The organism is uncultured Methanobrevibacter sp., assembly GCF_902801725.1.
Lineage (GTDB): Archaea > Methanobacteriota > Methanobacteria > Methanobacteriales > Methanobacteriaceae > Methanocatella.
Genome location: NZ_CADCJB010000004.1, coordinates 93242 through 106102, shown reverse-complemented (window position 1 = coordinate 106102; position 12861 = coordinate 93242). Strand labels below are relative to the sequence as shown.

10 protein-coding genes are annotated in these 12861 nt (G+C 33.3%); 2 read left to right on the top strand and 8 right to left on the bottom strand.

The window, feature by feature from the left end; translation table 11 throughout:
* The first annotated feature begins 48 nt into the window (after positions 1-48).
* Positions 49-732: a DUF4013 domain-containing protein gene (locus QZV68_RS01550; RefSeq protein WP_296877925.1), complete on the top strand. Its 684-nt coding sequence runs from the start codon at positions 49-51 to the stop codon at positions 730-732.
* An 81-nt stretch (positions 733-813) separates the two neighbouring features.
* Here QZV68_RS01550 and QZV68_RS01545 read toward each other — a convergent pair whose 3' ends face one another.
* The 3 genes from QZV68_RS01545 to QZV68_RS01535 are packed head-to-tail and all read right to left on the bottom strand — an operon-like array spanning position 814 to position 7749.
* Positions 814-2766, bottom strand: coding sequence for an endonuclease MutS2 (locus QZV68_RS01545; protein ID WP_296877927.1), 1953 nt, complete (start codon positions 2764-2766; stop codon positions 814-816).
* Positions 2767-2818: 52 nt separating this feature from the next.
* Positions 2819-5248 (bottom strand): U32 family peptidase, encoded by a 2430-nt coding sequence (locus tag QZV68_RS01540; RefSeq protein WP_296877924.1) that lies wholly within the window; start codon positions 5246-5248, stop codon positions 2819-2821.
* Complete coding sequence (locus QZV68_RS01535) at positions 5248-7749, bottom strand: U32 family peptidase (RefSeq protein WP_296877922.1); 2502 nt, start codon at positions 7747-7749, stop codon at positions 5248-5250. The genes QZV68_RS01540 and QZV68_RS01535 overlap by 1 nt, the downstream gene beginning before the upstream one ends.
* 79 nt (positions 7750-7828) lie before the next feature.
* Here QZV68_RS01535 and tmk point away from each other — a divergent pair, with 79 nt between their 5' ends.
* Complete coding sequence (gene tmk / locus QZV68_RS01530; protein ID WP_296877920.1) at positions 7829-8407, top strand: dTMP kinase; 579 nt, start codon at positions 7829-7831, stop codon at positions 8405-8407.
* Positions 8408-8574: 167 nt separating this feature from the next.
* Here tmk and mtrH read toward each other — a convergent pair whose 3' ends face one another.
* From mtrH to QZV68_RS01505, 5 genes are all read right to left on the bottom strand, one after another.
* The gene (gene mtrH, locus QZV68_RS01525) at positions 8575-9513 is read right to left on the bottom strand and encodes a tetrahydromethanopterin S-methyltransferase subunit H (RefSeq protein ID WP_296877918.1); all 939 of its coding nucleotides are present in this window, start codon (positions 9511-9513) and stop codon (positions 8575-8577) included.
* Positions 9514-10124: 611 nt separating this feature from the next.
* The gene (locus tag QZV68_RS01520) at positions 10125-10334 is read right to left on the bottom strand and encodes a hypothetical protein (protein WP_296877916.1); all 210 of its coding nucleotides are present in this window, start codon (positions 10332-10334) and stop codon (positions 10125-10127) included.
* Positions 10335-11297, bottom strand: coding sequence for a tyrosine--tRNA ligase (locus tag QZV68_RS01515; RefSeq protein WP_296877914.1), 963 nt, complete (start codon positions 11295-11297; stop codon positions 10335-10337). It lies immediately after the preceding gene.
* A gap of 8 nt (positions 11298-11305) precedes the next feature.
* The gene (locus QZV68_RS01510) at positions 11306-12361 is read right to left on the bottom strand and encodes an NMD3-related protein (protein ID WP_363136789.1); all 1056 of its coding nucleotides are present in this window, start codon (positions 12359-12361) and stop codon (positions 11306-11308) included.
* 24 nt (positions 12362-12385) lie between these two features.
* Positions 12386-12793: a translation initiation factor IF-2 subunit beta gene (locus tag QZV68_RS01505; protein ID WP_067040760.1), complete on the bottom strand. Its 408-nt coding sequence runs from the start codon at positions 12791-12793 to the stop codon at positions 12386-12388.
* Positions 12794-12861: the final 68 nt, after the last annotated feature.

Below are 12861 nucleotides of genomic sequence, written 5' to 3'. Positions count from 1 at the left end.
ATGTTAGATTCCGTAGTGTATTTTTTGAAAAATTCATTTAATTGTTGCATGGCTAACAAGAAACATACTGTCATGTTCATACTTCTAATATTTTTGTTTGCATTTATCTTTGGTTTACTTGATGGTATATATGCTGCTATAGCTATTGTAATCTATATTGTTTTATACAATTCCTACGGAATGCAATTGACTCGTGAAGTAATAAATGGTAGGGAAGAATTGCCTAAATTTAATTTTAAAGATATTAAATTGGGTATTTGGGCAACAATAATATTTGCTATTTATATTTGTATTCAAACTTTGTTTTTAGCTGCAATTTCATTTTTATTTGATTTTCCTAGGTTTGAAATAGAGGAGTTTGTTTTTAACTTTCAAGAAACATTTCATTTAATCTACAATCATAATCCTATCAGTTCACTCTTATTTTTTGCTTTAAGCATAGTTATCCTTTATATTACTGTTTTCTTCCTAGAAATTGCTTTGGCCCAACTTGCTGATGGTGGAAGTCTTCGTAATTCTTTCAATTTAAAATTGCTTAAAGAATATATTGAAAAAATTGGTTGGTATAACTATGCTAAGGATTATACAATCGTTTTGATTATTTTGATGATTCTGACATTATTGGAATTCGCACCGATTTTCAATGATGTGTTATCCGTTTTTTCGTATATATTGATTTTCATTGTTGAATTCTGTGCAATAGGGCTGATATTTAGAAAAACTAAGACTTAGTTTTTTTTAAGAAGGGATTTTGAATTGTTTTTTAAATAACTCAAAACTTTCCTATTCCAGATTAATCCCTAAAATATAAATTTAGAATTTTTCTAATATTCTTGCATACACTGCTTTTAATTCATTATCTGATTTTTCATATATTCTTTTTAAAATTAATTCGGGAGTACTTTTTGCAAGGAAATTCATTTTTGGTGTTCTGTCTACAATTAAATTATAATCTTCATCCAATCCTTTTGCTTCAATACCGTCTACTCGGATGTCTGTGTAGTTCATTATTTCTCTTGCCATGTGTGTTACAATGATTCCATAAGAATTTGATTCCTTAATCATGTCTATAAATGTTGATATTATTTTAACGGCTGCATCAAGTTCTGTTATTCCTTCAAGTTCGTCCAGCAATACCAGTTTTTCGCTTTTTGTTGTAACTATTGGTATGAATACATTCAGGAATGATTCAAAAGCACCTGCATCAAGAGATCTTTTCTTTGAGAAATGATAAATTTCATCAACTATTTTTATCTCTGCCGCATCAGCACTTACTGGAAGTCCCATTTGAGCCATTATGGATATTTGTGTCAATGTTTCTAGGAGTGTTGTTTTTCCTCCGCTGTTGGCACCTGTCAAAAGAGCAATATTTTCATCGCGTGTTAATTGGTAATCAATTTTTTGAACGTACTCTTCATCTTTCTTAAGTGCTAATTCTAAATGAAGGGCTCCGTTTAATTTGATTTCATCTCCAAATTCCGGCCTGCATAAATCATATTCGTATGCAAAACTTCCAAGACTGAATTCATAATCAAATTTAATTGCATCCTCAACTTCCTCAATTGCCTTTTCTTTAATGGAGTTTAGCTGGATTGCTGCACTTTTTTTAATGTCGAAGATGTCATTTTCCTTTTTGGAAGACTGTTCCAGTGTTACTCTTTGAATTTCTGTGTCGTCAATTTCTATAGGATACTTTCTGATGAATGGGTCAAAACTTATACCGGTTTCTTCGCGAATAATTTCCTTTCTTTTATTGATAATTTCGTCAAATATTTTACTAATCTTCGGAGGAAAGTTATTGTTTAATAGATTGAGAATTTCATCTCCTTCAAGGTCAACACTTTTCATGGATTTTTCTAATTCGTTATCCATATCATCTTTAAGAGAATAGACAAGTTTCTCAATATCGACTTCTCTTTTGTCGATGATGTTGAGTTCATCAATTATGGGGATGATGTCTCCCAGAACACTTTCCTTATCTCTGATTTTTTGAATTTCATGAACTCTTAAAAATAATTCCTTATTCTGCACAAAAAAGTTAATGATTTTTTCAGGAACGATTTCATAATCCTCTTCTTCAATGTTGACCATCACCAAATTGGGCATTCCTTCAAAATCAAGGATGCCTTGGGAATAAACGTAAAATACCAAATCATAATTCATTATCTCTTCTTGAAGTAATGGTGAATCGTTTGCAGTTATAATGGGATAATATTGGTTGAGGCCCAAATCCATAAGGTATGAACTGTCTTCTTCGCTTTCTACAAGGATCGCTTTGCTTGGGTCGTATTCGGGTTTTGCCTCTTCAACTTCCTTTAAATTTTTCATCAATCCTCTTAGTTTGATGATTGGAAGTTGTGACACATGATCTTTAGCGGACATTACAAAATCAAGGCGGGAATTTATCTTATCAATATCTTTTGTGGGGCTAAGCAGTAAAATTCTGTTTTTTGAATAGTTTGTGTTTGAGTATGACAGGATTTTGTTTATGATATCTTCATAGATTTCCATTGCTCTATCGCTTTTTATAAACTCATAGTTTGGGTTATTTAGCAATTGATTCATTATTTCAATTGCTTTTCTTTGACTTATTCCTTCAATGTTCGATATCTTTTCAACATCAACATTTTCAACAATTTTTTGGAGTTCCTCTTCCCCTCCAATACCATTTATAATTTTTTCAGAGATTTTATCTCCAATGCCTTTTATATTTTGCAATGTAATTTTTTCCCCTTGCATTTTTACCAAACCCTTTTTTGATATAATATGTATTATTAATGTATTATTCCATATTCCCTAGAGCATTTGGAAAGTAATATTAGTAGTTGCCTGATGTGTTTTGACAGCTATATTTTAACAGTTCTTTTTCTTCGATATTTCCTTCAAATGCTTTTTTATATATTCCGACAATTTTGTTATAGTCATTATCCTTATATCTTCCATCTATTGAAAAATTGCTGATGCCAATATCTTTTAAGTGATTAATTTCGCCAAGCAACGATAACTCTTCACAATTGAATATTGTTAACTCTTCACCTGAAATGCTTCTGTGAATAGGATATTTGTTGTTCTTTCTGTCAATTAAGAAAAATTCTGATTTGTCTTTTAATCGTTTGAATTCTTTTCCATATAAGAGGGGGTAGCGTGTTTTCATTAGTTCAACGGTTCCCTGCACTAGTATTTCAACTTTATCAGGGGTTTTGCAATATCTTGCAATGTTTTCATAATCCTCTTTATTTAGTTCAGGTGATATTGTTAAAATTTTATAATCTTCGAGGCTGTCTATTGTTTCGGTATTTGTAATGTTCATGGAATAAGGCCCATATTCTCCATTAAAACTGCCACTCATAATTGGAATTTTATAATGCATTTTATTCAATATTCCTTTTACCTTATTGAATGCTCTAATAAGCTTGTCATGAGTGATGTCCGGCCATTTCCATATCAGTTCGTAATCTTTCATGCGTGAAATTTCCAAAGCATCCTTTAAAAAGCTGATCATATAGTTCAGGTTGTAGTTTTCATGATTTTTAATGTCTAAATTATCGTTTTCAGGAGGAATTTCCAAATAAACTCTTTTCACTCCTTCTATATTTTTCAAATGATTCAGATTATTGGTGTAGAATGAAATTGAGGGTGCAGATTCTTCTTTTTTAGCTTCAGTTAATTTCAAGTTAATTTGTTTGATTTCATGTTTATAGGAATTGTTGAGTTCTATTTCTAATTTTTTGAATAAGTCCCTTCTCAATTCATTGATTTTGCTTATTGGAATAAACAGTGTTCCGTCATAATTGATATTGGTTTGAATAATCTTATAGGGGTAATTGTCAACTTTCGACAATTGCTTTTGGATGATTTCCTGCGAAACGCTTTTTTTAAGTGGTTTTTCAAACGGTGTGTTTCCTCTGACTTCACATTCTATTTCCTTTTTGTTTGCAAGCGTTAGTCGCCCTTTAAGTTGGGGGAATTTATTTTTAACTGAAAATGTAAGAATCAATTTGGATTTGACGTAACTGTTTTTCTTGCTTTCAATTTCTCGAACTTTTTTAATAAGGTTATTTTTCTTAGTCAGGTAAACATCACACCCGTTTAAATCAAAATCACTTTTTTTGTTTTGCCATACTTTTTTAACAATCATGACTTTGTCTTTTCTTGTCAAATCCTTAACTTGCTTGTTTTTTCCTTTTTTGAAATGATTCACGGTTGTCAATAATGGATTTTGTGAAATTTCAAACCCATAATCCTTGCTGTTTTTAATGAGAAGCAGTCCGTCACCCTTCTCGGGAATATTCTTAACTGTGTCATTTATTTTTATCGCAATTTGGTTTTTATGGGCATCAATTACTTTTCCTATTTTTAATCCTATATGTCCTGCCCTTATGCTTCTTTTTGAGGTGTTGCTGAATTGACCTTGGCTGAATCCCCTATTGAAAACCAAACTGAGCTCTTCGTTTTCACTTTTTTTCCCGCTTTTCAGTTTGTTGAGGGCATTTCTGTAGCTGCTGATTGTGATGGCAAGATATTCCTTGCTTCGCATTCTGCCTTCTATTTTGATGCAGGCAATATTCATCTCGGAAATTTCTTTTAGTTTGTCAAACAAATTCAAATCGCAGGGTGACAGGTAATAATCTTCTTTTTTTATTCCGGAAACTTTATATTTCTGTCTGCATGGCTGGGCGCATGTTCCTCGATTTCCGCTTCTGCCTCCCTTAAAGCTACTCATAAGGCATTGTCCTGAATATGAATAACATAATGCACCATGCACGAAAATCTCAAGTTCCATATTTGTTTTGAGGTTTTGAATTTCCTCTTTTCTCATCTCCCGTGGAAGAACTATTCTTTTAATTCCCTTGCTTTCGATGTAGTCTAATTTCAGCTGGTTTTCGCAGGTCATCTGTGTGGATGCATGAATCTTGAGGTCTGGCAGGTTTTTGTTAATGAGTTCCACCAGCCCAAAATCCTGAACCAGAACGGCATCTACTCCGATAGCATATAGATTTGACAGATAATTTATTACGTCCTCAAGTTCATCCTGCTTAATTAATGTGTTCACGGTAACGTAAACTTTAACATTATGTAAATGTGCTATGTTTACTGCATCTTCTATTTCATTTAATGTAAAGTTCTGAGCATACTTTCTTGCGCCATAGTTCTTTCCGGAAAGATAGACGGAACTGGCTCCCGCATTTATTGCCACTTTCAGATGATCCATTGAGCCGACAGGTGCAAGTAATTCTGGAATTCTCATTATTTGTCCTCGTGTAGTCTTCCTTCAATGTAGTTGCCTTTGTTGATGTATGATTGGGAAAAATCCATAATTTGATATTTGTATTCGCTTAACTCTTCAATGGTCTTGTTTTTAAGACTTTCATTGTATATTGATAGGATTTGGGAAGTGTATTTCTCATTTGAATATCTGCAGTCCAAAATTATGGAATCAAGTCCGAATTCTTTTATATCATTCATCTCTTCAATCAAACACAGGCAATCCTTGTTGATGATATGGCTCTGCCTGTTGTAGTCGAAAAATATTTTATACTTGAATTTCTTTCTTTTCTTGTCTTCCAAGGTTGCATAATCTGCATCGTTTGAAATGATGAAGTCTTTTCCATCGTTCAGGTTGGTAAAATCGTCTTTGCTGACAATAACTTCCAAATTTCCATTAACAATCATTTCAAGGTCAATGTTTCTGTCAGGAGTCTTATTAATCAGTTCTTTTATTTCATCTCCGGATAGTTCTGATGACAATATCAATGATTTGAAACCCGCCTCGTTCAAATCACGCACACAAAAGCTGTTCCATACGTTTAAATTATGATTTCCATAAATTGGGCAGTCAAATATTTCAGCCATTCCTGGAAAGTCTCCCATTACCGATACGATAATTCCCTCATTTTCCAAATCCTTAATAATTTCGTTGCATCTTAATGCGTCCTTTTCTGTTATGAATGATGAGAGAACCCAGACAAATTCGGTCGGTGATGCCATAAGGCTTCCCTTTTTAAGAGTCTCTTTTATATTGTCAAAATAATCTTGAGGATTGTTATAGTGGCAGTTTCCATCAAAATAGATTCTTTTCAAATCAAATCCTGATGCTGCTTTAATTTGAGCAATATCGTCGATAAATATTGACAATTTCGGAGTTTTTCTTTTTGATTTGCCTTTGATATTTTTGTAATCCTCAAAAAATTTAGTTAAGTTTTTGCGCACTGCCTTAACGGACTTTTTGGTAGGGGTATAATGATTAATTAAAAATTCAGTTGCGTTGTCAAGTATTTCACGCCTTATCTGATTAATTTCACGAATAGGGATGAATATGTCTTTCGGCATATTGTTAAATCGAATATTTTCTATATAGAATGGTGTTCCGCCGGTTTTTTTAAGCTGTTTTTCCAGGATTTCTTCAGTAACTGGCTTATTTTTTGCTTTTTCGAACTTGTCCAGTGTTTTATGCCTGAAATTAATTAGTTCATCGTCCAGGTAATATTCGACCTTGGTGTATAAATTCAGATTTTCATCCCATGTTAAAGACAGGCTGAGCGGAACATTGTTTTTGATGATTTCCTTTTCAAACTGTTTTAGGTATTCGTGTGTTGATTTTGAATAACTGATGAATACCTCTGTTCCGACTTTAACGAGGCGTGTAGTGTTAATTATGATTTCATTCTCGTCCTGTTTTACGATGTCTTCAAGATAGATTCCTTTGATTTTTCCATTGTATTTAAATGCAATTCCGTCTCCAGGCTCTAAAATAACTGGAATTTCCTTGTTTTTGATTTCAATTGTAACTTTGGTATCTTCAATGTCGACAATGTCTCCGATGTATAATCCTTCATGACCGGAATGGCCTCTTCCCATTACATCTCCCGGTTTATCGCCCATCATGTATCCGTTGGTAAACTGTCTGTTGAAAACAAGGTGCAAATCTTTTTTGTAATCTCCCTCATTGCCGTCCAGAAGGTTTCTGTAGCTGTTTACGATTGTTCCGATATAGTCTCCGGATTTCATTCTTCCTTCCAGTTTTAGGGATTTGACTCCTGCGTCGGATATGGCTTCTAAATTATTGTAGGTCGCAAGGTCATGTGTTGAGAGGAGGTATCCGTTTCCAATGTTGTATCCTCTGTATTTCAAACGATATTCCCGTCTGCATGGCTGTGCACAGGCTCCTCTGTTGCCGCTTCTTCCACTGTTGTATGATGACATATAACATTTTCCACTTACACAGTAACATAATGCTCCGTGGCCAAATACCTCAATGTCCATATTGATGCCGTCCTTTTCAAGCTGTTCTGTGGTTTGCCTTATCTGTTCAATTGTAACTTCTCTTGGGAGAACGACTCTTTTAATGTTGTTTTTGCTGGCCCATTTTATTGATGAATAATTGTTCAAGCCCATTTGTGTTGATGCATGGACTTCCAAATCCGGTATGAATGTTTTTAAAAGCCATATCAATCCAAAATCCTGCACAATTACTGCATCCACTCCAATTTTATACAATTCCAACAAATATTTTAAAACATCAATGATTTCAAAATTGTTAATTAATGTATTAACGGTAACATGTATTTTGCTGCCGTTTAAGTGAGCATATTCCACTGCTTTTTCAATTTCTTCCATTGAAAAATTTTTGGCATATGCTCTTGCCCCATAATTTTGACCTGCAATATAAACTGCATCAGCACCGGCATTAACTGCTATTGTTAATACTTCTGGTGAACCTGCAGGCGCTAATAATTCTTCTAAAGCCATTTTATTTTTACACCTTAAGTTTTTATTCATTAATACTTTTGGAATTAATTATATATTAAATTAAAACATATTCTATTTTATGTATATAGTTTTTGAAGGAATTGATGGTGCTGGAAAATCTACTCAAATTCAAATGTTGAAGGAATGGTTGGAAGCAAATGGATTTAGAGTGGACACATTAGTTGAACCGACAGATTCTGAAGTTGGTAAATTAATTCGAAAGATTTTGCAACGTCCTGATGCAACTTCTGAAAGATTGCTAAAATCATTGGCACTTTTGTTTGCAGCGGACAGGATGTTAATAATGGACAGGTTGGAAGATGAGTCTAAAATCATAATTTCAGACAGGTCATTTATTTCAAGTTTGGCTTATCAGAAACCTGTCGATTGGGTCGAAGTTATAAATAGGTATGCTAAAAAACCTGATTTAATAATTTTACTGGATTTGGATGTTATTAAATCAGTTGCGAGAACTTCCGGTAAAGATACTTTTGAAGATGAAGAATTTTTGACAGGCGTTAGACAAAATTACTTGAAGCTGGCTGAAGAGTATACCTGTGAAGTTATTGATGCTAATAATGGTATAAATAAAGTCTCTTCTGATATTAAAAAGGCTGTAGCACCATATCTTGGAATCTGTCCTGATTGTATCCTTTAATCGGATTATTTAACTTTTTCTTTTAATGATGATTATTTTTTTAAAAAGCACTGGAGGTGCTTGCTCCAGTGCTAATTTGGTATTATACTTTTATGTTAAGATCTGTTGTTTAATTTGGATGTTGAACAAATCTTCATTGAGGTTTGAAAATGCATTAACAAATGATATTATACTAGTTTATTCATAGGGTGATAATCAACAGGTTCTGTTCCTAAAGGTTTTGCAGCTTCGGATATAAACATATCTGTTTGAGCTACGGCCGGAAACGCTATGCTTGCGTTTTCGATCGGTCCAAAAAGAACAAAGTCTCCCGCACACATTACCTGCACGATATTTGCACCGATATCACAAACGGTGAATGCAGTTTTGTTTCCTTCTTTTTTGTATTCTCTTAACCAATCCCATGCGGATGGGACGTTATGAATTCCTGATCCTACTGGATATCCCCATTTTGCTTTTTCAGCAAATGAAGTTCTCGCAGCGATACCTGCACCTTGACCTAAAGGTGTAACTGCAGTATCCATCATGAATCTGTCGATTCCACATTCTGCGGCCACTTCAAGTAAACCTTTTTCGTATGCACCGTCATCCCCATCTTCCCACATTGCCATTTTACCTTCAACGGTAGCATTCATTGGGTTGAATCCTAAGATGATTGAAGCAGAAATATCTGTTTCAGCGAGTGCTTCTAATTCAGATTTATCTGCAGCCATGTTGATTGAATTATAGATTGCTCTTTCTGTTAATCCGGTTTCATCAGCGTACTGTGCACCAGCAACTCTTGCATCACCGGATGTAGAATCTATAAGAAATGGAGCATCACAAATCTCTCCGATATATTCAATATATTTTGGAAGTGCTTCTACAGTCTGTCCGAAAACTTGTACAATGTAGGGATTTCCTGTTACATCGGAAATAGCTGCCATATCATTTACTAATTGTTCGGCTCTGTCTTTATCGAAATCACCTGTTAATTCATCGTTAAGAATGTTGTGTCCTCCGTAGAATATTGTTCCTGCTAACACAGTAGGATATTCTCCCGGTTGACCACCCATTTTGACTCCTGCGAAGTCAAAAACTTCTTGTTCTTTATCAAATTTAAACATTTAATTTAACCTCGTTTATTATGACTTAACTTTTTTCATTTTAACTTTATAAAAATTCAAGTTAAGTCTAACTACTTATTTTTATTTAGTAGTATATAAAATTAACTGAAAATTTTATAATAATTTATAAAAGTTTTAATATACTGTTTAATTATCGAAATATATGTTGGGCAGTTTTCTTTTTGACAAATGTTTATTACATATCAGGTATACTTGATAATAACTTCACTTAATCTTTATTTTTTAAATTGCTTTAAAAATACTAAAAATAGATTATTGTCCATATTTAATCATGATTATTTGTTAAATTCGGTGATTTGAGCAGTTGTTTTTAAAATAAATTGTTTGCATGGATATTAATAACTCCATAATATTTAGACATACCTAAATATCGTTTAAGACATTAAAGATTGTGTAGGTAAAAATTAATTCAATAAAATGGATTGGATGCTGATTTTCCAACGGTATTTTGCATATAAACTGAAACACCAGTTACTCTAACCTAGTTTGAATGAAGAGGTTAATGAAAAAACATTTGGCAATACATAAAAAAGTTATTTGGGATTTTGCCGTTACGATAAATTCAAAAAAAATAATGTATGTGGAGAAATCTATTCTCCGGATAATTCTTTTAATCTTTCACGAATTGCATTTTCCAAGAAATCTCTTGTTTTTACAAGTTCGTCATATTCACCTATTATTTTAGGTCCGAATTCGGTCTGTTCCAATTTGATGTCAAATTTTTCAAATGCATGAGCGAGCATCTGTTCGCCAACACCATTTGGCAAACCCATTTCAAATTCTTCTTTTTCTTCAACCATTTAATTTTCCTCCAGGTATTCTCTTACAGGAGCAAAGAATTCAATTAAGAAATCTTTAATTCCATTTTTTAAATCCATTGGATGTAAGTTACCTTCACTAAAGTCTTTAATTAGTTCGTCGTGGTTCAATTCAATGTCTCCACCGAACTTTTCAGGTCTTTTAATAAGTAATTTCTCTTGATTTGGGAATACGAAAGTTTCTGCAATTTCAATCATAGGATTTCCTTCAACCTCTCCTTGAGGACAGAAACTCTTCTTGATTTTTTTGCTGATTTCTTCAATGGAATCGTCTATTGCAATGTAGTTTCCTTTACTTGAAGACATTTTGGCATCTCCATCAAGTCCGTGCAATAATGGGGTGTGAATACAGACAGGTACGTTTTCGCCTATTTTTTCCAAATTTTCACGCGCCAGCATTTGAATTTTTCTCTGTTCCATACCTCCAAGAGCAACATCAACTTCTAATGCAGCCATATCTACGGTTTGCATGATTGGATAGATTACACTTGCTACTTTTGGATTGTCATCAGCACGGCTCACCTGGTCCATACTTCTTCTTGCTCTTTTCAAGGTGGTCATTGTAGCCAATTGATAAATATTGTTGGTGTAGTCAGGTTCTAATTGAAAAGATGAGCCTAAAACAAATTCGGTTGTTTCATCAAGGCCTAATGCTTGGAAACATTTTTTGTTGTACTCTGCAGTTTCAGCAATTTCTTCAAGACTTCCTTTTCCATTTAAAAATGCGTGATAATCTGCAAGAAGGATTTTAATTTTAAAACCTAAACTTTGCAGTTGTTTTAATTTTTGAACTGTTACTGCATGTCCTAAATGGATTTTACCTGAAGGTTCATAACCAGTATAAGCTATAGGTGCGTCTTTTTCAAGAACTTCCTTCAATTCTTCACTGTCTATAACTTCCAAGGTTCCTTCTTCAATTAATTGAATTTTTTCTTCAATATTCATGTTATCACTTAATTTATTAAATAAATGTAGTTGTCAATTTTAATAAGTTTGATTTCTTCTCCAATCTGGCAGTCTTCAAATCCTTCTTTTATTTCCAAATCCACGGCGGAATAGTCACTTGGATCTAAAATTTGAATTATTTTCGGAGATTTTGATATTATTGTTGTAGTTTCAATTTCATCTTCTTTTTTAACAAGCTCTACATTTTCCATATGTTTAAGTGGAATTGTGAAATGCTTGTTGTCATTTGCAATGTCAATGCAAGTAATTCTATTTTTATCAATATCCTTTACCTGTGATATCTTGTTTTCATATTTTATGAAGTCGCCAATTTCAAATTCAGGGATTCTGACTGAAATCCAGATTCTGTAAAGCCCTTTTCCGGTGGATTTGTCTTCACTGATGAGTCTTGGGGATTCCTTGATAACTCCTCCGAATTCATCTTTTAGTGCATCAGCAACTTTCCGACCGGATTTTAAAGAACCGATGTAGTAATCATAGCCCTCTTTTAATTTAGCTATTTGCGGACAGTATGCAAGTTTGTCCTTTTTGCTTTGTTTAATTAGGGTTTTCTCAACAATTTCGTCGGCTTTGTCATATTCTTCTTTTTTTATATCTCTTTTGTCAGCTCTAAATTGGATAACTGACTCGTAGTATCCTGCCTGTAATTTGCTGCATGTTGGACAGACTGTCTTTAATATTTTCACTTCACTGTCATGGGTTTCTTCAATTTGCGCGCCATAAACTTCACCGACAACTTCAACATAGCAGCTGGCGATTGTTCCTTTCATCTGATCGATTTCAAGGTTGATTATTTCGTTTTCAACTTCATCAGCTATTCGGATATTTCTTTCGAGTGCTCTGTAGATAATCTCTTCTTCGGGAATGTTTTCTTCACTCCATTTTCCTTCTTCAAGTTTACTGTTGCAATGGCTGCAGATTTGAACTTCAATTCTTCCTGGAATTTCAATCATCTGAAAATCTTTTAAAAAACAGTCTATGCAGATGTTTCCAACCATCTTTTTTTCAGTACTTCCGCACTCTACACAAAACATGATATCGATAAAAAATAAGTAAAAAAGGTAAAATTATAATGATTTTAAAGGTGCTGTTGCACCGCATGCAGCACATTTAAGTAAGAATATTCTACCTTCTCTGATAATTCTAGTATCTGGTCTGTTACATTCGTGACAAATAACATATTTGTCCACATAATCTTCAATTCTTTCATTAATTAAGTAATGAGTAAATTTACCTTGCAAAATTGCTCTTTGACCTTCAATATTTCCAGCAGTACCTAATTCTCTCATTAAGAATTTTAATAAGTGTTGAGGGTCTCTGTTCAAGCCTTCTGCAACATCTTTAAAGTTTTTGATGAATGTTCTATTACCTTGGATATCTGAATAAGCTTTAGGAATTTTAAATCTTTTGTGTTCAAATACTTCTGGAGGTAATTGGTCTATTGCTCTTTCTAATAAATCTTCGTATTTATCCATATTATCTCTCCGTGAAAATTAGTATAAGTATAATATATTAAATTTTATTTTAATCATTTATTAATGTA

Excerpts from the sequence above, each read along its gene's own strand:
- QZV68_RS01540 (WP_296877924.1), bottom strand. The coding sequence starts at position 5,248 with ATGAGAATTCCAGAATTACTTGCACCTGTCGGCTCAATGGATCATCTG.
- mtrH (WP_296877918.1), bottom strand. The coding sequence starts at position 9,513 with ATGTTTAAATTTGATAAAGAACAAGAAGTTTTTGACTTCGCAGGAGTC.
- tmk (WP_296877920.1), top strand. The coding sequence starts at position 7,829 with ATGTATATAGTTTTTGAAGGAATTGATGGTGCTGGAAAATCTACTCAA.
- QZV68_RS01535 (WP_296877922.1), bottom strand. The coding sequence starts at position 7,749 with ATGGCTTTAGAAGAATTATTAGCGCCTGCAGGTTCACCAGAAGTATTA.
- QZV68_RS01505 (WP_067040760.1), bottom strand. The coding sequence starts at position 12,793 with ATGGATAAATACGAAGATTTATTAGAAAGAGCAATAGACCAATTACCT.
- QZV68_RS01515 (WP_296877914.1), bottom strand. The coding sequence starts at position 11,297 with ATGAATATTGAAGAAAAAATTCAATTAATTGAAGAAGGAACCTTGGAA.
- QZV68_RS01550 (WP_296877925.1), top strand. The coding sequence starts at position 49 with ATGGCTAACAAGAAACATACTGTCATGTTCATACTTCTAATATTTTTG.
- QZV68_RS01520 (WP_296877916.1), bottom strand. The coding sequence starts at position 10,334 with ATGGTTGAAGAAAAAGAAGAATTTGAAATGGGTTTGCCAAATGGTGTT.